Here is a 22,009-nt window from a genome sequence, read left to right as displayed (position 1 = left end):
CAAAGAGAATCATCCTATGCAAAAGTTGGTAAAATTAACAGGGTTGTGGCAATGGATGCTGGCAGTATGCTGCCTGGTGATGTTAGGCTCGTGCAAAGACGGGTATGAAGATCCTTTTGATGCTGTGGCCCAAGCCAAGTGGGAAGATGATGTCATCCTCAAATACCTGGAGGTTAACAAAATCACGGATTACACCCGTACCGCTTCTGGCCTGTACTATGTCATAAGAACGGAAGGAACCGGTGCGAAGCCCGTGGCTGGTCAAACGGTGGAAGTAAACTATGTAGGCAAAACCGTTCTGGAAAGCTACAAGTTTGACTCCTCTTATGACCGGGGAAAGACGTTCCAATTTACCCTTGGCAAACGAGAAGTGATTCTTGGCTGGGATGAAGGCCTTGCCTTGATGAAAAAAGGCGGAACCGCTCTGTTACTGATCCCGTCGCATCTGGCATATGGAAGAACCGGTTCTGGTAACATTCAACCTAACGTTCCCATCATGTTTGACATCAATTTGATTGATATCAAATAGTCCTCCTGAACATATCTAAAAAGAAGAGGCCTCCTGCTACAGGAGACCTCTTCTTTTTTACGGCTATTTGTAAAAGTTCAAGCCAATGAAATAAAGTAAAACTTACCCATTTCTGTTTTGGGCCTATTTTAAGAAAAACAGGCCCAAAACAGAATGCTCCGCTATCAGGCCATTTCTCTTCTCTTCTCTTCGTAATCCTGTTGGTCCTAGAATCATACTCCTGTCCCTCCTGAAAGACCCTCCCCCTATCTTTGTCATCCTGGAAGGATCTTGTGGGCGAACGGCAATAGCGGGCCTTCAAAGCCATTACCGTTCTCTACCGAAATCCTTTCAGGAGGATAAATAATTATGAATAGATAATCTCGTCCTTAAATCTAAAGGAGAGCTGGAAAGGACTTCCTAAGGAAGCCCATTTCCCTTTCAACAGCCCAAGGGAGGGCTTAGTTTGACCATGCGCCTTTTGAGGCCTTGCCTCACAGAAGTTGCAAACTTCTGCCCATGATAGGTCCAAGTTGAAAACTTGAACCAGAAATTTTAAAAGCGTTTTGAGCCTGTTTTCTTGAAAACGGCCTTGAAACGCAACTCACTCACTCACTCACTCACTCACTCACTCACTCACTCACTCACTCACTCACTCACTCACTCACTCACTCAGCACCTCAGAGAGAACTGGTAGGGACTTGATCTCGCCTAGGTTGTCTACGTGCAATTGAAAGTAGCGCACCAGCAGTTGCAACAGCTCACGGCGCACCCGGCCGTTGGGAAGTTTGGCGCTTTCAGATTTCTGCAGGAGTTCCTGCAGGTAGGGCTCCAGGCGCTGCAGCTGCATGAGGCTATTCCCCAGCACCGCCGAACCTCCGGTCTCAAACGCCACCTGACTGATCACGTCTTCCGCGGAGGAAATTCCAAAGCCCAGGTACCCGGCCAGATGCACCAGAAACGCCAAGTGGAAATTCTCAAAACCGATTTCTAGGTGGTCAAACGCCTGAATGGCGTGATCCAGGAACTCAAACAAGGGCCGGTTCTCCTCCTCTTCTTTCACGGTGCGGGCCACCATCTCAGACAGAAACAGAGTAATGCTGCTCTTTCTTATATCATAGGGAATGGAGGAAAACTGATGGCTGCACTTGTATTCTGAGATGCGCGTGAGGCCGCCTTTGCCGGGGTACACCACCATGTCTAGCAGGGTAAACGGCTGGAACAGGGCAATACGCGAGGCGCTCCCTTTCTTCCGGACGCTGTTCACAATGTAGCTCTGCAGCCCCAGCTCCTCGGTGTAAATGCGCACAATAATGGAAGACTCCCTGAATTTTATAAAGTTCAGGACAATCCCACGGGTTTTTACCAGCATAGATTCAGTTGCTTTCTGCTTTTCTCATACGCAAGCCACCCCCGCCCAGGATACGTTCTAGGACTTCAGCGGGAAGGCTTGCTTACTGAATGGCAATCTTGGTCAGGCAGGTTTCAGAGCCGTCTGCAGAGGCCGCCATCACCAGGTAAACACCCGGCTTGGCCTTGCGGCCGTTATAATCCTGCCCGTTCCAGGCGTAGATGCCGCCGGCGGCCTTGCCCTCACTCACCAGGAACCCGGCGGTGTCGGTGATCTTCACCCAGCCATTGTTGGGCACCCCCGAAATACTGATCAGGCCTGTAAAACCAGCCCGTACCGGGTTCGGGAATACCTGCAGGCAATTCTTGTTTACCGTCTCTGTGCGGGTGGCAGTGCCCCTGTAAATGGCAATGCCGCCCTCGGTGCCAATCAACACTTCGCCGGTGGCGGAATTAATGGAAATATCCCTGATCTTCTCTGAGGGCAAAGGGCTGTTCTTGGTATTGAAGTGATGGATAAGTTCTTCGCCGGTTTCATTGAATAGCCACAGGCCGGTATCGGTGCCTATCCATTTGCGGTTACCGGCGTCTACGGCAATGCTTCTCACTACCTGTCCCTGCAACAAAGGCCGTCGTTCAAACACAGGCAGGTAGGCGCCCGCATAAGAGGCCGTGAATATGTCTGAAGAACTGGTAAAAACGGCCACTCCGTTGTTGGTTCCGGCCCAAATTTCGCCTTGCTGGTCCAGGGCCAGGTCAAACACCTGGTTACCGGGCAAGCCGCCCTGTCCGGCCCCGCCCAGATAAACGTATTTGCCGGTCAGGTCATCATACACTACTAATCCCGCCGACGGGGCATTGGTGCTGACTGTTACCCATTTATAGCCCTGGTCATCTACCAAGATCTTATCTAAGCTGCTGCCCAAGCTAAAACCGGGCAGCGTGTGGGCTTTCCAGGAACCGTCTGGCCTTAGTTGGAAAATCCCCGGCGCATTAGCCATCTGGTTCCGGTTTACCACCCACAGGTTGCCCTCCAGATCAGTAGCCAAGCCCGTGATCCTGATAAAGTCCCGGTCTGCGGGGCCAATGGCGCTCAACAGTGGGCTATTGGCGTTGTTGAACAAGGTAATCTGCGCTGGGCCGTTCCACTCCAGCAAACCAGCCCCGTAACTGGCCAGGTAAAACTTGCCGGTTACCGGGTTCCGGATGGCCATGACAAAGTCTCTGGCATTGCCGGGAAAGGGGCCCCGGCTAAAACGGTTATAACTGGTCCATTGCCCATTCTGGTACTGGTAGAAACCCGCATCAGACTCCCGCTGCAGATAGGATTGGGTGTAGCCACCGCCCAGTACGGTAAAGCCTTGCGGTTCGGCGTACACGGCAAAGGCATCTGCCGAGGCTGGCCCGTTGGGCACAAACGATTGCACCCCGGCAGAAGACGCCCGCACCAAGCCTTTTTCATAGCTGGCTGCCCAAACACCGTTTCCATCGCGGGCCGGAATAGCCATGCGCAGGTTCTGTAATAACCCATCTGTTTTAAGGGAGGCCTGGCCGCTGGCATTGACATCCAGCACTTCAGTTAGATTAGCTATCACCAGCCTTTTCCCGTTGGTCTCCATAGATTGGAACTGGTGATCTGAGGTAGAGAAAGGCGCTTTAACCCAGGAAGTGCCGTTAAACCGGAATATTCCCGCCCCATTTACACCCGCATACACACTCCCTTGAAAAGCCGAGATTGTTTTCACTCCCTCGCTGGTGGCATTGGCCGGCAAGCCTTGGGCCGTACCAAACCTCCGCCAACTCCTGAAATCTAACAAATTGGGGTTTGAAAGGCTGGCCGCCATCACGCCCGCGCTGGAGGCGATGTAAAGGCTGTCATGCAAGACCGTGGAGGCAAACACCTGCACCAACTCGCCCTGCGGGCCGAGATTGCTATACGTGTCTTTGATCTCAATTTTGACCAGATCCACCACCACCAGCCCAAAAGACGTAGCCACGTACGCATTCTTGTTATGGGTAAACAGATGGTAAATGGTTTTAACGCCCGAGATGGGTTTCCGGAAGAGGTCTGGTAGATTAATCACTTTGCCGTCCCGCAGCAGGTCAAGGTTGGTGTTCTCATAAGCCACCACCAGCGTTGACGTAACAGAGTCATACCTGAGCGTACTCAGGTTCACGTCACTAAACCCGTCTGACCGGCTAAGGGTCTGCAGTGTGTTCTCGGTCTTGATGTACCTGAAGAATCCGTCTTCGGTGGCAACGTACACAGAGGCAGGGGTTTCAGCCAAGGCTTTGGCGCGGTGATTAGGCACATGGATTTGCCATCCGCCCAGCGGCAGGCCACTTGTCTGGCCATAGCCTGCGTAACCCAGAAACAGGCTATAAAGCAGTACTCCCCACTTGATTATCCCTTTAGGCACCATACTCAAAGTTACGCAGAAACAGGCTGTTTTGGACCTGTTTTCGTTAAAACACCCTTAAAACGCTTTTACTTTTCATAAGCGCCACACGGTTGCCAGCTCTTTAATGCAACACCAGCATTGAGCAAATGCCCGTGACCATGATGGCCTTGCAGAGCCAACTCAAATGCGCGAATTCCCGCTTACGGTCGGCGTAGAAAAGCTGGCGCAGGAGCACCACCGTGGGTAGCATCACGCCAATGAAGAGATACATGACAAACAGCGGCCCCTGCTGGCGGTAGAACATAACCGTGGCCGTAAACAGCAGAAAAAGCATGGCCAGAAAGTAAAGCACCCATTTGGTTTTAGGCAGCCCCAACACAATGGGCAACGTACGGCACCTGAAAGAGGCATCGCCTTGCACGTCTTCCATGTCTTTGATGATTTCCCTGATCAGGGAGATGAGAAAGGCAAACACCGCGTAAGCCCAGGCGGCCTTAGAGGGTTGGCCCGCTTGCAACGGCACCACCAGCACCATGGCCGCCGCCAGCAGCGCGATGGTAAAGTTACCAATGAACGGTCTTTTCTTGAACTGCGCAGAATACCCCCACAACAGCAGCGCCACGCCCAACAGCACTAAGCCAATGTTCACCCCCAGCAATGCCCCCAGCACCACACCTAATGAAGACAGATAAAGATGCACCATCATGGCCTTGCGCCGGGTCAGGCTCTTGCCCACCACAATGCGTTCAGGCTTGTTGATGCGGTCAATCTTTACGTCATAGTAGTCATTGATTATATAGCCCGCGGCGGCAATGCAGACAGTGGCCAGCAGCAGCACCGCAAACGGCCATGATAGGGACTCCCACAGCGTGCGCTCTGGGAAAACCAGAAACTTGCGAACCAGCACCTGGGCCAGCACCATGATGACCAGGTTAGGAAACCGAACAAGGGAAAGGAACTTCTTCACAGCTATACCAAACGAGTACCCAAGGTACGCTTAAAATCCCGCCCATGAAAAAAGCCCCAGGAACGGGGCTTTTTTAAAGACTTTGCAAAATGAGTATGATCGCGTAGAAGTGTTAGATTTTCTTTACGTTAACCGCGTTGATGCCTTTTTTACCTTCTTTAGTGTCGAACTCTACTTTGTCGTGCTGCTGGATCTGGACACCATTGAGGCCTGTGATGTGTACAAAGAAATCCTCATTGGTGGCTTCTTCGGTGATAAAGCCGTAGCCTTTGGATTCGTTGAAGAATTTAACAGTTCCTGTTTTCATAAAAAATTAAAAATTGAAATAATGAATGATTCTGTAAATATAGGATTATTATACAAAAAGCAAACTTTATTTACAATTATTTTAAAACGATGAAAACCAAGCTTTATTTTCTCCTACCAGCGTTTCTGTAATTTTAGCACCATCTCTATGAGTTCGCGCACCGCACCCTTGCCGCCCTCAGCGGAGGCCACGTACTGGCTGATGTCACAGATGTCAATGGCCGCATCTGCCGGGCACGCCGAGATGCCGCAGTGCTGCATCACCTCCAGGTCTGGCATGTCATCACCCATGAACACCACAGTGTCTGGGTCAATACCATAGTAATAAGCGTAGTTCTGAAAAGTATCCAGTTTGTTCTCCACGCCCAGGTAAATGTCTTTCACATCCAGAGACTCCAGGCGCTTGCGCACGCCCGGCTCATTCCGGCCCGAGATGATGGCCACCCGGTATCCCTGCTTGAGGGCATGCTTAATGGCGTAACCGTCCTTAATATTGAAGGCCCGCGCCTGCTCTCCGGTAGAGAAAGCCAGCAGCGTGCCGTCCGTCAGGACGCCATCTACATCAAAGATGAAGGTGGTAATGTTCTTGAAATCTGGAAGAGCTTGCATGGGAATGAGATCAAGGGTAAGAACCCGAAAAGCCGTTTTGAGCCCGTTTTTCTGAAAACAGGCTCAAAACGGCTCTAAGATGTTTTATTGGTTATCGCGCCACTCATACACCCAAGCGGCCTGAATCTGCTCCAGGTGGCCTTCGGTGGCTTGCTCGCGGGTGCCTTCAAAATTGGGAAGGGATAAAATCCACTCTAGCAGGTCTGTGAACCTAATGCGGTAGATCTTGCTTTCGCCAAACTCGTCGCCAAATTTTTCATAGAGCGCCATGGCAATGTCTTCGTGATCAGCCCACTTGATGGGTGGTTCATATAGATTACTCATATCTGTGTAGTTGCTAGTGTTTAGTTATTAGTTGTTAGTAGAAGGTTGCTGGTTGGTAGATGGTACTTCGCCGTACGGCTTACCCTAACAGCTAGTAACAAACCACTAACAACTACTATTAATGTCCTAAGAAATCTTGTTTGGGGATGGTGATCACCAAATCCTGACCGCCTTGTACCACGCACTGGCAGGCCAGGCGGGAGTTGATGCGCGGGTTTACGGCCCGGTCAATGTAATCCTCCTCTTTGTCGGTGATCTCGGGCAGGTCATCCATACCGCTTTCCACGTACACGTGGCAGGTACTGCACCCGCAAACCCCACCGCAATTGTGCTGCAGTTGAATGGCATTGTTCAAGGCTACGTCCAGCACAGACTCCCCTTCGGCACCCAGATGCGTTTCATCTGGCTTGCCATCCATGAATTTATATGTAATGTTAACGACTTTCATGCTCAGCTACTTTTATGGGTGCAAAGGTAGGCATACAGCCGCCCTAATCAAAGCTGCAGCTATACAAGAGGAAACCTTCTACCCAACCGTCAAACGCCCATTCCCAAAGCACCCCCTATTTTTTGGCCACGGCCTGAATGCTGGCGGTTAGCATTTTGTAGAGTTCCTGGTATTGAGGCTGGCTTTCCAGCAGCTTCAGGTGGGCCTCAATAGTAGTGGCATCTCCCCGCTGCGCTGGGCCGGTCTGCACCTGAAACGGCGGAAAAAGAAAGGCTTTCTCTAACGTTTCCTCTACCAATGGCTCCAACAAACTGGCTGGTAGTTGCGCCTGCTGCAGTACTTCCTGGGCGATGCCCCACAAATGGTTGGTGAAATTACAAGCAAATACCGCCGCAAGATGCAATTGCCGCCGGGCCGGGCCCGCCATCACCACTACTTGGTCGCTTAGGAGTTTCGCTAGCTGTTGCAGCTTTTCTTCCGCCTCCGGCGAGGACCCTTCCACGCAAACAGGAATACGGAGCCAGTCTACTTCTTTCTCTTTACTAAAAGTCTGAACAGGGTAGAAGACGCCCGTGCTCACTTCTGACAAGGCCTGCAAAGTTTCCAACGGCTGCGTGCCCGAGGTATGCGCCACCACTGCCTCTTCCGGAAACTTCAGCTGCGACACCAATTCTGGCAACACCTGATCTGGCACCGCTATCAGATATACATCCGCGCGAGGAAGCTCCTGGAAATTAAGGGATGCGGTTGCTTGTGTAGAAGGGCTTAGGTTAGCTAGTTTCTGGGCAGAGGCCAACGTGCGGCTATAGACTACCGGCACCTCTGCCCCAGCCGTTAAAAAGCCTTTCACCAAATGTGTAGCTACGTTTCCGGCGCCAATGATGCCTACTGTCATTTGTTGAGTGGTTTTAATAGGAGGGCTAAGTTAATAGGTTTTTCTGCTGATGCTGATGCATCCTCCGTTGTTAGTGTTCATAGGGACCAACGAATAAGACTGCTTACCCCTAGCTACAAAATTTGTGCATGCATTCCCGCCTGCTGCTGGCGTGGTGTCTGCTGTTGCCTATGTCCTTATGCTGTATTGTTGCATGGTTTCCCTCCGAGCGCTCACGGCCGCGGGGCCCCGTCTTTCCCCCTCGCACTGCCCTTGCGGCCGAGTTGCCTTCTTCCCTTAGCAAAGCCCCAGCAGGGCCACAAGCGAGGCGCTCGAAGTAAAGACTGGGACTGAGGGAACACGTGGAGAAATGGTTGGGGTAGTGATTGAAGGCGTTTTGGGCACATTTTCCTTAAAGCAGGCCCGAAACGCTATTCTGCCCCACGATACCCAATACCGCACATTCAACGCAGGCTCTCCCCTTGAGGGGAGATTAAGAGGGGTGTTTACCAAGGAGAGCTAACCTGAGACAAATAACTGGCGCGAGCCTATTCCAAAGTTTGCAGTTTTCCGTTTTAAGCCCGTTTTCCCAAAAACAGCCCCAAAACAAAAAGTCCTGAGAAAGAGACTTCCTCAGGACTTTTCTGTATTCTTCAAGCTAGTCCTATGCTAGCTGCTTCTCGCGCTTTACGGTAACTTTTCCGGCTGGTCCTTTTTTATTGCCGCTTTTGCCGTCTTTGTAGTGGCGCATAATGGCCATCACGAAGCCTAAGCTCATAATCAGGGTACCAATCCAGAGGATGTTAATGAAAGGTTTTTCCATGGCCTTCAGGATGATGTAGTCCTTCTGGGTGGAGTTGATGCCAATGGTGATGACTCCCTGCTCAGGGTTGATGTTGAGTAGGAACAGACGCAGGCCTAAGTCCTCAATCTCTTCCGGCACCTGCCCTACTTCGCTTCTGTTACGGATGGCATAAATAGGGTGCGCGTGGTACGTGCGGTTTTCACCTAGTACCTGCATGTCTGCCTGTACCGCAATGTCACCCTTGTTCAGGTTTAGCATGAGGGTGTCTTTGGCAGGTTCAATGCCATGGAGCACGGCTACATAATCGTTCACGAAGATGGTATCACCAATCTTCACCTGGAACTGCTTCATCTCTCCCCAGTCCTTTTCTTCGTTAGGGTCTGGAATAGTGGAAACGTGGGTGTATAAATCTTTGGTGGCAAACATCTTAATGTCCGGCGAGGCCAAAAGACCCATTTGAGGGTTTACCTGGGCGCGGGGGTACAAGGTGAAGGCTTTACCGGTCTCACGGTTTTTGAATTCTACCTCGTAATAAGTGTTTTCTGGGTAGATGTCTACGGTGTCACCGGCTGTGTACAGCACCTTGTCACCGTCTTTCAATGGCCCGCGGGCAATGGCCCTGAACTCATCTGCCAAACGGAAAAGCTGTTGCTTGTTTACGTAGTCCGGAAGGTCTTTCACTTCCAGGTACTGGCCTTTATAGGTTACCTTGTAAGGTCCCATGTCTGTGCCGGCATTGCGCCACAGAAGTACGTTATCACGGTTGATCTCATCCCCAAACTCCTTGGCATATACTAGCCCAGACATGTTTTTGGAGATAATATTAGAGTATCCCGAAGAGAAAAGAATACCCAGCAGCATCATAGCTACCCCAATGTGGGCCACGGCACCACCGGCAATAGAAACGTTTTTGCGGAGCACGCCAAATAAAATGGCCAGGTTACTGAAGACCGCATACAGAGACGTGATCAACAGCACAATGTAGGACGGGGTTTTGATTTTCTCAATCAGGCCCAACTGACCAACCATTAAGATTAGAGCGGTGAAGAGCGCCGTGAAGATAAGGGGCACCGTGAAGACCTCAGAAAGCTTAGCGGTACTGTTTTGTTTGCGCCACCACAGCAACTGCCCGGTGCCCGAAAGCATGGCAATGGCTACGCCCATCCACATCTGGAACTTGGTATAGTGAGCAATCTGGTCGGCGGGAAGGGCTACGTTGGTTTTCACGCCAATAAAGCCCATAAAGGAGTTATATACCGGAATGGAAGTAGTCACCAGAACCTGGAATGCGCCCAGACACAACACGGCGGCACCCACAAACACCCAGAACTCCCCAGAGTAGGTGGCAATTTCTTTATCAGTGGCCGGAATGTTTTTCCAGCGGTATACCAGCAAGCCAATGGCCAATACCATAAAGGCGGCCAGATAGGTAAACAACTGCCCAGACAAACCTAAGTCAGTAAAGGAGTGCACCGAGGCGTTCCCCAAAATACCGCTTCTGGTCAGGAAGGTGGCGTACAACACCAGCAGGAACGAAGAGATAAATAAAATAAAGGTGGCCCGTAGCGCAGTTTTGCTTTTGCGGTAGGCCAGCAACGTATGGATAGCTCCCACCAATACCAGCCACGGAATGTACACGGCGTTTTCTACCGGGTCCCAGTTCCAGTAACCACCAAAGTTAAGGGTCTCATAGGCCCAATAGGCGCCCATCATAATACCCACACCTAAAACCACTGCCGCGAAAAGGCCCCAAGGCAAGGCTGGTTTAGTCCAGGCAGAGAAGTCTTTTTTCCAGAGACCGGCAATGGCAAACGCAAATGGCACCAAGGTAGCGGCGAAGCCCAGGAACAGCACCGGCGGGTGAATTACCATCCAGTAGTTCTGCAGCAGTGGGTTAAGGCCGGTACCGTCTTTAGGCACGTAGTTAGGATCCATCTGGAACACCGGCGCGTCTACCATGAAGTCGCGCATGAGAATGAATGGCGAAGACCCGATTTTCAGATCGCCAATCACCACGCCCAGAATCATTGACGTTAAAAACAGCTGTACAAATGAGAAAACCGCCATTACAGGGCTCTCCCACTTCTTACCGGCAAACTTGATCAACACCAGACCCAGCAAGGCATGCCAGAAGATCCAGAGCAGGAACGAGCCCTCCTGGCCTTCCCAGAAGCAGGAGATCATGTAATGAACCGGCAAATGGTTTGAGGAGTGGCTCCAGGCGTAGTGGTACTCGTACCGGTGCGCGTAGATGATATTGAAAAGAGAGAAGATGATGCTGAACACCGCCACTACGTGCACAAAGAAGGCTCCGCGGGCCAGTTTCTTCCAGGCGTCTTGCTCAGAGGTAAGGGAATTGGCGTTAGCCGCAAAAGAAAAGGAGAACGAAGAGACCAGCGCCGCCACGAAGGCTATAATGACACTGTAGTGACCCACATCACCAACTAAAGTATTAACCATTATTAAGAGTCTTGAGTCTTGAGTTCTGAGTCTTGAGTCTGAAATACTCTTACTTGAAACTGGCCACTCTGATTAAATAAACAAAACCTATACTGAGCAAAGAGGCAGGGCTGAAGTTATAACTCAGAACCCAAGACACTCAGAACTCAGGACTATATTTAAAGGCTGGCGGTTTCTACCTTCACCTCATTCTCTGTGTATTTGGAAGGGCACTTGAGCAGGATTTTGTCTGCCACGAAAGCGTCGCCCTGCATGTTGCCCGTAATCACCACTTGCTCAGAGCGGTCAAAGTCCTGGGGCTTGGGGCTATAATACACTACCTGCTGCTCTACGCGGTTGGTATCTACCAGCACAAAAGAGAAGTAGTTAGGATCCAGCACCGGGTCATATTTCATGCCTACAATATGCCCCTGGGCATCTTTCTTAAGCCGTCCCACCACGTGCACTTTGGTATCATCGCCTTCTTTGGCGCGGGCCTGGGCCTCTGAGAAGGGCACGTACACGCTGGCGTCTGAGGCCGTAGACATAATGATGGCAATGGCCACCGCAATGACTAAAATCCCGATGATGTGTATTCTTTTCATAGCTATCTAAAAATTAGAGGCATGTCACTGCCCACCTAACAACAATATTTAAAAATTAAATCCGGGGGCCGCGCTTTTTCTGCGGACCGGGCCGCTCCGTTTTATGCCTGTTTTTCTTACAACAGCCCTAAACCAGAATTATTGCTTCAGCTCGCGCTCTAGCTTGCCTATTTTCTTGTCCAGACTGATCATGTAAAGCAACAAGCCCAATAGCACGGTCAGCAACACCGCCACCACAATGTAGATCTTGCCGTCGCGGCGCATTACGTCTGCCATTTCAGGTTCACTGGCGGCAGGCGTTTGGGAAGAGAATTCTACCGTGTTTATTTCCTCCGGAGCCTTCTGGGCCATGGCCGGAGCAGAAAAACCAGCCGCCCAGGTAAGCAGCAGCACTAAAAGCCATTTATGCATTTTCATAGAATCTTTGCTTTAAAACTTCTAAACGGGTGCGTAGGTGCACCATCCAAACGCCTAACAGAGCCCAGCCAATCACGGCCGGATAAAAAACGGCGCGCAGGCGGCTGTCCAAATCATAGGAGTTGAAACCGGGGTTTCCGCCGTTGCCTGGGTGCAGGGAGTCTGTGAGGCGCGGCAGAATAAACAGAAGCGGGATAAGCGCCGCAAACGCGAAGATATTGTAGACCGCACTAATGCGGGCCCGTTGCTGGTGGTCCTGGAAAGAACCGCGCAGGATAAGATAAGCGAAGTAGATCAACAGGCCAATGGCCGAGGCGTTTTGCTTGGGGTCATTGCTCCAGAATTCGCCCCACGTGAAACGCGCCCATTCCATACCGGTCACAATGCCCAGCACGCCAAACAGAATGCCCACCTTGGCGGCCTCATAGGCCACTATGTCGTTTTTGGAAAGCGGGTTACGCAGGTATTTGATGGAGTACACCACTGAGATGAGCAAGATCAGGATCATGCCAAACCACATGGGCACGTGGAAATACAGGTTCCGGATGGTCTCATTTAGGATTGCCAGGCGCGGTACGTCGCTTAGCATGCCCATGGCCACTGTGTACAGCAGCAGCACTATTGTTAACCATTTCCACCAGGCAAGCTTCATATCTTTTCTTCCTTTATTCTGAAGTCTGATTAAAGACTATTACACTCTGTAATTCTAAGCGTTTTACTGTTCGCCACAAGGTCCTTTCAGGAGGACAGCATGGGAGAAACCACTCTCCACAAACCATGATCAATTACCTTAACTGCGCCACAAATATGGGAACAGGATGTAAGACACCGTCACCACAATCATATTAATGGCCAGCAACACCAGCGCCTCATCTAAACTCAAAGAAGGGTCCAGGCCGTCAATGGCGTTCTTAGACATCTTCATGAGCATAAGCAGCATGGGTACCATCACCGGAAAACTCAGCACGGCCATTAGCGTTCCGGTATTGGCGGCCTTGGCCGCAATGCCTGAGATCATGGTCAGCGACGAGGCAAACCCAATGGCCCCCAGCACGATGGTGAGCAGAAACATGCCCACATCCTGCACCGGGTTCCCAATCACCACGGCGTAAAACCCGAAGCAGAGCAATGACAGCACCAGCATGAGCGCGGCATTGTATAGCATCTTGGCCACAATCACGCCCTGCGGCGACACAATGCTGTAGTAATAAAGCAGCCGTCCGCGGCTTTCCTGCGCAAAGCCTTTGGCAATGGCATTCACGGCGGTGAACAGCAGAATGATCCAGTACAGCGCATTCCAGACCGGCACCTCCAGTGCGCCAAAACGCAGGCTGAAGCTCAGGTAACAGATGAACACCGTGCTGCCAACATAAAGGAGCATGCCGTTGAAGGCGTACTTCTGTCGCCATTCCAGCACAAAATCCTTTTGCATCAGGTAGATAACCTCTTTTAGCAGCACTTCTCCTCTATTTTCGGCAAAGGTACAACACAAAAGCGTGTGGCAAGATGATTTCTGTCATTAATCACGGTGACCCGCTGGCGCTTTGCACTTACTTTCAGGAAATCGGGCTGGAAACGCATTTTACCAAACCAGGCTTGCTTTTTCCTTGGATTCTTAAAGTACCAACCTATAGAAATAAAGTCTAAGGCTTATCCATTCCCGCGCCTACAGCTGCCAGTTGGTTTCCCTTTTTGACCCATCCTTTAGGCCGGCTGTTTTAGGGCTGTTTTGCCAAAAACGTGCTCAAAACGAAAGAGCAGCCTTTGGGGCTGCTCTTTCGTTTTAAGGCATTCATTTACCTCTTAGCTGATGGGCACCTTGCGCAGAATGGCCTCCACAAAGTCTTTGGTCTGGACGTTATCGGCTTCGGCCTCATAGTTCAGGATCACGCGGTGGCTCAACACATCAGAGGCAATCTCCTTGATATCTTCCGGCAGCACGTAATCCCGTTCATCAAAGAAAGCCACCGCTTTGGCTGCCAGGTTCAAGGCGATGCTAGCCCTGGGCGACACCCCAAATTGCAGGTATTGGGCAAAGTCATTGAGGTCATACTCGGCCGGGTGACGGGTAGCGAAAACCAACTCAATAATATAGCGCTCCAGGGTCTCAGAGATCTGTACCTGGTTAATCTCATTCCGGATATCAAACACGTCTTGCTTGGTGAGCACGGTATTGACGGTGCTGCTGTAAGACATGTTAGACATGCGGCGCATTACCTCCAGCTCATCGGTTTTAGAGAGGTAGTCTACGTACACTTTCATCATAAACCGGTCCACCTGCGCCTCGGGCAGCGGGTAGGTACCTTCATGCTCTACCGGATTTTGGGTAGCCAGCACCAGAAAGGGCAGATCTAAACGGTAGGTTTTATCGCCTATTGTCACTTGTTTTTCTTGCATGGCCTCCAGCAACGCAGACTGCACCTTGGCCGGAGAACGGTTCACCTCATCGGCTAGAATGAGGTTAGCAAAAATAGGCCCTTTCTTTACCTCAAATGCAGACGAACTCTGGTTGTAGATCATGGTGCCAATGAGGTCTGAGGGCAACAAGTCTGGGGTAAACTGAATACGCTGAAAGTTCAGGTGCAACACCTTGGCCAGTGTATTAATAGTCAGGGTCTTGGCCAAACCTGGCACCCCTTCCAGCAGTATATGGCCATTGGTGAAAAGACCAATGAGCAGGCGGTTGACCATGTATTGCTGCCCCACCACCACTTTGCCCATCTCCCTGAACACCTGCTTGATCTTGAGCTGGTGCTCCCTGATCTTTTCCTGATATGAGAGTTCTTCCGTCTGCATCTACTCTAAAATTTACGAATCGGCTAAGGTAACGATTCTATTGGATTCTTGGCGTGGCTCACCATTTCTTGAACACGAAGAACACTGCCAAAACCAGAAAAGCAAACCCCACCAGGTGGTTCCAGGCCAGTTTCTCCGTTTTAAAGACAAACACCGTCACCAATGAAAAAACTAACAGCGACACCACTTCCTGGATAGTCTTCAGCTCAAACAATGAGAAAGGCCCGCCGTTGCCCTGATAGCCTATTTTATTGGCCGGTACCTGAAAAATATACTCAAAGAACGCCAGACCCCAGCTAATGAGTATAACGCCCACCAAGCCTACTTTCTGCAACATGGGTATTTTCTTAAAATGCAGGTGCCCGTACCACGCAAACGTCATGAACAGGTTAGACAAACCCAGAAGCAAAAGAGTGTAGAGTGTTTTCATAAACAGTAAGCTAAATAGAATGCATGCAAAATACGGCTGGGTTGGAAAAGTTACATCTTCTTCTGGATAACAATTGTCCCTAAAGCTGTTTAAATATATATTAATCTCTATCTATTTCCTTGATTTCCTGAATCATACCCTTTATTTCCCACTTGTAAAAATCAAGTATTTATACTGATTGTCCTATTTGAAATTTTTCATCGAGAAAATAAACCGGTTCATCGAATATACCTACTTATGGGTAACGATGCTTCCTAATTTTGGCTTATTAAAAACCTTAAGCCCCCATTCAATGGCGCACTATTACCGTTTTCTGTTACTTTTTTGTTTGGCAGCCTTTCAAACTTCCTTAAGTTTTGCGGAAGGCTCTAAGCAGTTGACCCCCAACAAATCTTCAGCCGCTTTAACCAGCACCCTGAATGATAAAGCGGGCTATTTGTCTCATGACGCTAACTTCCCTAGTGCGTCTGGCGTTTCCATTACCTCTCTTAGTTTCTTAAAGCCCTCTACCTTCAGTAGAAATGGGGCTACTTTTTCTGCAGATCACCGTCTCTACATAAGAGTTAAGAACGGAGAGCGTTTGATGTATGGGGTGCGCAGAGCCATCCATGAACAGACGGCAGATAACCAGTCAGACCTTGTTATTACCATCAAAAGGGCAACCTCCAGCACAGATGTGGCAGGCACCCTAGTACAGCAGACCACCCTAACCAGAAACACTAGATCTACCAAGCAAATGTTGCTGAACACAGGTCAGGCGGGGGTGATCATAGATGCCAGTCAAGCCAATGCGGGGCCTATTTTCTCCGTTAATAACGTTACTTATAACTCCGGAGGTTATACCCCCCTTGTCGTTACCAATAGCACTGGAGCAGACCAGGATTACTGGGTGGAATTTACGCAGGTTGGCGAAGCCAACTTAACAGATGGTCAGCGCTTTTCTGTCTATGACCTCTGGGATTTTACGGTAATTTCTGGCACCACTGAAAAACCAGGCCGCATGCGTAGTAAACTCTGGTCGTTCTCTGCCGGTGGGGCAGACAATGTGTTCTCCAAAGACTTCAGCATGTTCCCGTTGATCCCCAGCACAGATCAGGCCGGCGCCTTTTTTGTAAAGAAATTCAGCCTGGCAGGCATTGCTCCCCAGAACTTCTTCCGTTTTGTGACCAATAGCAACGGATCAAATACCAGCGCAGGCAGCACTTTTGAAGCCCGTAGAAAAAGCCAGAACTCTCAGTTAGATTACCCAGAGTATTTCAACTTTGTAAACAACCCAGATGAGGAATTCTGGCCCAGTGCCACAGCTCCTACATTTAGTGTGGCAATGGCATCTAGCTGTAATACCACCACTAACGGCGGAAAGACCATCTTTACCTTGAACACCTCTGAGAGCAGCACCTTTGTGGTTTTGATCAATTTGAATGGGGTAGCTGGCTACCAGGCAGGTTCTGCAGACGTCCTTATTGAATCTACGGGTGGTAAAGGCACCCGCCAGGTAGAATGGAACGGCCTGAACGGCTTAGGCCAAGTGGTAGCCAAGAACACTACCCTCAGTTACTTATTCCGGAACGGCAGTGCCCCGGTTAACTTTCCAGTTTGGGATGCCGAGGCCAACGTGACCGGGTTTAAGGTAAAAGACATTCGGCCCTTAGCCGCTGGCACCAGTGCTGACCCAACCGTGTTTGATGGTTTGCTGTTTTGGGATGACTCCAACCTTTCCACTACTTTGTTTCCTGCCCCCCAGACCGAACTATTTGGGGTAAGTTCTGAAACTGGCGCGCATAAATGGGGATCAACTGCCAATACAGTGGGTGACCTTAAAACTATTAACACCTGGACTTACGGTTTCACCAACTCTTCCTCCACATCCACCACTTTCAATTATGACTGTAGCGCCGATGTAGCGGTTACCAATACCGCATCCGGGGCGCCTTTTGCCGTAGGTAAACCTTTTACCTATACCGTGACCGTTACCAACAACGGACCGCTGCCCGCCACTAACATAGTAGTAACAGATAAACTTGATCCTGCTACCCTTCAGTTTGTGAGCGCCTCAGACGCCGCCTACAACAGCAGCACTGGAGTTTGGACCGTGGGTTCTTTAGCAGTAGGTACTTCTAAAACCTTAACTATCTCAGCCACCCCTTTAGTGGCAGGCTCAGTTTCCACTACGGCAACACAGACCCATACAGAGGCAGACGGCGTGACTACCAATGACAATGCTACCTCCACCATTACCGTGCAATCTGCGGCAGACATTGCCGTGACTAACACCGTACCTAAGGCAAGCTATTATAATGGAGAGATTGTCACCTTTACTGTGACAGCCAAAAACTTGGGCCCCAATGCTGCCACCGGCGTATCCATTACAGAGGCTCTCCCGGCAGGCCTTACCTTAGAAGGCACTGCCCCGGCCGGCTATAACGCTAGTACTGGGGTCTGGACAGTGGGTTCACTAGCCATAAATGAGACTAAAACTCTTACCCTGACTGCTAGAACCGCCCAGAGTGGTACCATTACCACTACAGCTTCTTTGAACAGTCGCACTGGGTTTGAGGTGGATTTGAATGACAACAACAATGCCTCCTCCACCACCATTACCGTATCTCCCGCCGCAGATGTGGCGGTTACCAGCACGGTAAACAACAATTCACCTGTCCAGGGCGAAACGATCACCTACACTATCAAAGCCATCAACAACGGCCCTAACAATGCCACTAACCTCACCTTGAACAACCAGCTTCCGGCCGGTCTTACCCTGGTAAGTGCTACGCCGAGCTTTGGAACCTACAATGCTGCTACCGGCCTCTGGACAATAGGAACCCTGACCACTAATGGAACCCAGACCCTTACCATCCTGGCCCGCCCAACTGTAACCGGAAGCTTGGTGGTGACCTCGGCCCAATCACACACAGAAACAGATACGCAAAGCAGCAATAACGCCGCCAGCTCCACTATTACAGTGAGTGCCACCGCAGATGTAGCTGTAATGAATGTTATCACTTCACCGGCCAAAACCACTTATGCCAACGGTGATGCCGTTACTTATACCGTAATGGTTACCAACAATGGCCCTAGTGCAGCCACCAGCGTGGTCGTGACAGATAAGCTACCTGCCTCTCTAACCTTTGTCAGCGCTACTAATTCTGCTGGTACCGGTTCCTATAACAGCGCCACCGGCGAATGGTCCGTGGGTACCCTAGCCAACGGCACTTCTGCCACCCTTACCCTTACGGCAACGGTAAATCAAAGCGCGGCTATCACTACTACCGCTACGCAAACACATTCAGAATTTGACAACGTAGCTGGTAACAACGTCGCCTCTACTACCATCACTTCTGGCTCGGGCGTGATTACCGCCGACCTTAAAGTGTCTGTTTCCGCAACTGACGGACCTTACTACACCGGTAAACAACTTACCTTAACAGCCCTGGTAGAGAACATTGGACCAGATGCTGCTACAGGGGTTTCCCTGGATGCTTTGGTACCGGCAGGCTTTACCCTGCTAAATGCCACCTCTAACGTAGGAACCTACAATACCTCTACCGGCCTCTGGACCGTGGGCAGCTTAGCCTCTGGCAGCAAAACTGAATTGGTTTTAACCGTAGTACCTGTTACTGATAACAGCGTAACCGGCAATAAAAACTACACCTTCACGGCCACTAAGAAAACGGCCAATGAAACAGACAACAATGCCTCCAACAACAGCGCCTCTACTGTTCTTGCTGTGCAAAAGGCGGCTGACCCTTCTGTAACGGTAGCTGTGACCGGAGATGTAAATGGAGTATTCTACAAAGGAATTACAGAGGCTACGTTTGTTTTAACGGTGACTAACAATGGCCCAGACAAAATCACTAATCTGGTGGGCGCAGATACCCGCACCGGTACCATCACCTTCACCTATGCTGAATCTGGCAAAGGATATGATCCGGCAACAGGCATTTGGACGGTTCCAGTGCTGGAGGCAGGACAATCTATCACGCTACTTGTCAAGGGCATTCCTAATACTACCGGCCGGTTATTCCTGGGAGGCAGTGTAACCTCTCTTGACCAGACGGACCTTAACAAAGAGAATGACAAAGGCATTGCTCTTCTAACAGTGGTACCGGTAGCAGATCTGCAGGTAACTAATACGGTAGCTGCTGGTTCTTTCTATAACGGAGAGAATATCACCTTCACTGTAAGTGTAAAAAACAACAGCACAGATGCGGCCACCGGCGTAAAGCTTGAAGATATCTTGCCGGCAGGCTTAACTTATGTGAATACTACCACCTCTGCTGGAACCTATGACCCTGCTACCGGCATCTGGACCTTGGGCACTGACTTACTGGCGGGTTCTACTCAAACCCTGAGCCTAACCGTTAAACCATCTGCTGGCGGGACGTATTCTACCACTGCCAGCGTGAAAGCAGCCAATGAGTTTGACAGCAACACTGCCAACAATACCGCCACAGCCTCTGTTACGGTACAGAAAACAGCAGATATTGCCTTGAGCAGTACCATTGTAGCAGGACCTTATTATATCAACGGACAGTATCAGGTAGCCATTAAAGCCACTAACCTGGGCCCAGATCTGGCTACTGGCGTGGTGGTATCGGCTAGGGTTGCCACGGGGGTTACCTTAGTAGCCGGCACCGGTGTGACAGATGGGGGAACTATCACACCTGCCACCGGTACCTGGTTTGTAGGCGACATTGGCGTAAATGAAACCAAAACCCTTACTTTCCTAGCACAGCCAACAGTTGCCGGAACAATGAACAGCCGGGGCTACAAATCTGGCGGCAATGAGTATGACCCCAATGGTGGTCTTACCCAGGACGGGAACAACAGCGCCCTGGTTAGCTTTACCGTAGTAGACAGACCCGCTTCCTATAGCGTGTACATGAACAACCGCCACTTCTTTTTGGTAGCAAACGGAGAGAACGTAGCCGTAGCCACAGACCCAGACGGCACCATTGCCAGCACCCGAATCATAAGCGGGACTTTGCCGGCAGGCCTAACCCTACAAAACAACGGGGCGTTGGCAGTCATCAACCGGTTTGCGGTTCGCCCGGGTACCTACGCATTAACCCTGGAGACCACAGATATCTACGGAGGCACGTCTACCCATAACGTAAGCGTAACCTTTAACAATGACTTTGACCAGGACGGCGTAAACGACTTTGAGGACATAGATGACAACAATGACGGCCTCACAGATGCCACCTCTTGCGGAGGAGCAGATCCGTTTGGAGACAGTGACAGTGACGGGGAATTGAATTACTATGACAGAAACTTCGTACACCCGGTATTTGGTAATTTCAAAGACCTGAATCTGGACGGCATCAATGACTGGTTTGACATGGACCTGGACGGCATCCTGAACAACCTGGACGTTGACGTAGACGGAGACGGCATTACCAACGTGGTAGAAGCCAATGGCGGTACCACTAACGTGACGGGCTATAACCTGCAAACCGGTAAGTTAACCGGGGCGGTAAATCAATATGGCCTTCCTTTGGCGGCGCAGGCAACTGACCCACAACAGTCTAAGTTCCCCACGCCAGACACTGATAGTGACGGTATAAAAGACTTCCTGGACCTTGATTCTGACAATGACGGCATTCTGGATAATATAGAGGCCCAAACAACCGCAGGGTTCAGATCTATCACTGGTCTTGACAGCAACTTTGATGGCCTGGATGATTCTTATGAAGGCTCCTTGGGAGGCAACGGCCTTACCCCAATTGATTCAGACAAAGATGGCAAACCAGATTACCTGGACCTGAACACAGATGGTGACCTGGCCCCTGACTTTGCCGAAGCTTTTGATGACAACGGTGACGGAATCTCTGAAGATGACCTGAAGGCCCGCGCCAGTGTTTTTGAAACAAACACCAACAAAAACTTCTATGTGAATTCCTCTAATGGAACCGCAGATTGGTTGAAACTGGTAAATGGCTACCCGGCGTTCTTAACCAAAGGCAACAGCTACTATTATGACACAGATCAGGACGGTTTGGTAGATTTATTTGATGCCGACAATGGCGGCCAGCCCGCCTCTATGCAGAAAGTTTCTAACAATGAATATGCTTTCCGGAACGCAGAAGTAGTTACTCCCCTGCCTGTCACCTTGATTAGCTTCACGGCCAAAGCCCAGAAAGACGGAGTATTATTGAACTGGGCCACGGCCTCAGAGAAAGACAATGCCTTCTTTATTGTAGAGCGCAGCGCAGATGGCAAAAGCTTCAGTGCAGTGGGTAAGGTAGCCGGTGCCGGAAACAGCACCATCAAAATAGACTACACCTTCTTAGATGCGCACGCACTAACTGGAACCGCCTACTACCGCCTGAAACAGGTAGACCTTGACGGTAAGTTTGAATACAGCAAAGTAGTGGCCGTGCAAACCAAAGCGGCTGTAGCTGGGGTAAGCTTGAAAGTGTTCCCTAATCCTACCACCGGTGTGGTAAGCCTTGACCTGACCAGCGCAACTCCTGCCTCAGTAACGGTGAAGGTATTTGCCCTAGACGGAAGGTTGATCAAAGCCACTCAGATGATGGGAGGCGCTGTGCAAACCCTGGACCTGTCTAACCTGGCCATAGGCACCTACCTAATCAATGTAGCCGGCGCCAACATAGACACCACAGTGCGGGTAGTGAAAAATTAACCAGAATTACCTTATCTCATAAAAAAGAAGAGGCCCCTTAACAGGCGCCTCTTCTTTTTGGTTTATGTAGGTTCCTCAAAACT

17 protein-coding genes are annotated in these 22,009 nt (G+C 50.4%); 2 read left to right on the top strand and 15 right to left on the bottom strand.

Annotation, left to right across the window (positions count from 1 at the left end; genetic code table 11):
- The first annotated feature begins 16 nt into the window (after positions 1–16).
- Positions 17–529, top strand: a complete 513-nt coding sequence (locus tag ACYVJQ_RS02545) for an FKBP-type peptidyl-prolyl cis-trans isomerase (protein WP_460891504.1) — start codon at positions 17–19, stop codon at positions 527–529.
- Between the two features lie 643 nt (positions 530–1,172).
- Here ACYVJQ_RS02545 and recO read toward each other — a convergent pair.
- From recO to ACYVJQ_RS02470, 15 genes are all read right to left on the bottom strand, one after another.
- Positions 1,173–1,880: a DNA repair protein RecO gene (gene recO, locus ACYVJQ_RS02540; protein WP_460891503.1), complete on the bottom strand. Its 708-nt coding sequence runs from the start codon at positions 1,878–1,880 to the stop codon at positions 1,173–1,175.
- An 82-nt stretch (positions 1,881–1,962) separates the two neighbouring features.
- A complete protein-coding gene (gene porZ, locus ACYVJQ_RS02535) occupies positions 1,963–4,281 on the bottom strand; it encodes a type IX secretion system anionic LPS delivery protein PorZ (protein ID WP_460891502.1) in 2,319 nt (772 codons plus the stop codon).
- Positions 4,282–4,381: 100 nt separating this feature from the next.
- Positions 4,382–5,227, bottom strand: a complete 846-nt coding sequence (locus tag ACYVJQ_RS02530; protein ID WP_460891501.1) for a geranylgeranylglycerol-phosphate geranylgeranyltransferase — start codon at positions 5,225–5,227, stop codon at positions 4,382–4,384.
- 112 nt (positions 5,228–5,339) lie between these two features.
- Entirely contained in the window at positions 5,340–5,534 is a 195-nt protein-coding gene (locus ACYVJQ_RS02525; RefSeq protein ID WP_048919204.1) for a cold-shock protein, read from the bottom strand.
- 113 nt (positions 5,535–5,647) lie between these two features.
- Entirely contained in the window at positions 5,648–6,142 is a 495-nt protein-coding gene (locus tag ACYVJQ_RS02520; protein WP_460891500.1) for a KdsC family phosphatase, read from the bottom strand.
- An 84-nt stretch (positions 6,143–6,226) separates the two neighbouring features.
- Positions 6,227–6,466: a Fe-S cluster assembly protein IscX gene (iscX, locus tag ACYVJQ_RS02515; RefSeq protein WP_460891499.1), complete on the bottom strand. Its 240-nt coding sequence runs from the start codon at positions 6,464–6,466 to the stop codon at positions 6,227–6,229.
- A 118-nt stretch (positions 6,467–6,584) separates the two neighbouring features.
- Positions 6,585–6,914, bottom strand: coding sequence for a 2Fe-2S iron-sulfur cluster-binding protein (locus ACYVJQ_RS02510; protein ID WP_082161508.1), 330 nt, complete (start codon positions 6,912–6,914; stop codon positions 6,585–6,587).
- Between the two features lie 115 nt (positions 6,915–7,029).
- On the bottom strand, positions 7,030–7,809 hold the full coding sequence (locus tag ACYVJQ_RS02505; RefSeq protein WP_460891498.1) for a Rossmann-like and DUF2520 domain-containing protein: 780 nt from the start codon (positions 7,807–7,809) through the stop codon (positions 7,030–7,032).
- A gap of 643 nt (positions 7,810–8,452) precedes the next feature.
- Positions 8,453–11,053: a cytochrome c biogenesis protein CcsA gene (gene ccsA, locus ACYVJQ_RS02500; protein ID WP_460891497.1), complete on the bottom strand. Its 2,601-nt coding sequence runs from the start codon at positions 11,051–11,053 to the stop codon at positions 8,453–8,455.
- A 158-nt stretch (positions 11,054–11,211) separates the two neighbouring features.
- A complete protein-coding gene (locus tag ACYVJQ_RS02495; protein ID WP_460891496.1) occupies positions 11,212–11,637 on the bottom strand; it encodes a cytochrome c maturation protein CcmE domain-containing protein in 426 nt (141 codons plus the stop codon).
- A 138-nt stretch (positions 11,638–11,775) separates the two neighbouring features.
- Complete coding sequence (locus ACYVJQ_RS02490) at positions 11,776–12,054, bottom strand: CcmD family protein (RefSeq protein ID WP_460891495.1); 279 nt, start codon at positions 12,052–12,054, stop codon at positions 11,776–11,778.
- Entirely contained in the window at positions 12,041–12,706 is a 666-nt protein-coding gene (gene ccsA, locus ACYVJQ_RS02485; protein WP_460891494.1) for a cytochrome c biogenesis protein CcsA, read from the bottom strand. The genes ACYVJQ_RS02490 and ccsA (ACYVJQ_RS02485) overlap by 14 nt, the downstream gene beginning before the upstream one ends.
- 138 nt (positions 12,707–12,844) lie before the next feature.
- A complete protein-coding gene (locus ACYVJQ_RS02480) occupies positions 12,845–13,486 on the bottom strand; it encodes a heme exporter protein CcmB (RefSeq protein ID WP_460891493.1) in 642 nt (213 codons plus the stop codon).
- A gap of 371 nt (positions 13,487–13,857) precedes the next feature.
- Positions 13,858–14,850 carry an AAA family ATPase gene (locus ACYVJQ_RS02475; protein ID WP_460891492.1) on the bottom strand — a complete coding sequence of 331 codons (993 nt, stop codon included), beginning with the start codon at positions 14,848–14,850 and terminating at the stop codon, positions 13,858–13,860.
- Positions 14,851–14,908: 58 nt separating this feature from the next.
- Complete coding sequence (locus ACYVJQ_RS02470; protein ID WP_460891491.1) at positions 14,909–15,280, bottom strand: DMT family protein; 372 nt, start codon at positions 15,278–15,280, stop codon at positions 14,909–14,911.
- A 376-nt stretch (positions 15,281–15,656) separates the two neighbouring features.
- On the opposite strand from ACYVJQ_RS02470, the gene ACYVJQ_RS02465 reads away from it, so the two are divergent.
- On the top strand, positions 15,657–21,926 hold the full coding sequence (locus ACYVJQ_RS02465; RefSeq protein ID WP_460891490.1) for a CARDB domain-containing protein: 6,270 nt from the start codon (positions 15,657–15,659) through the stop codon (positions 21,924–21,926).
- The last annotated feature ends 83 nt before the right edge of the window (positions 21,927–22,009 follow it).

Source organism: Rufibacter soli, from assembly GCF_054781795.1.
The sequence above is the reverse complement of the archived record's forward strand: the minus strand, read 5'-3'. Positions and strand labels throughout refer to the sequence as shown.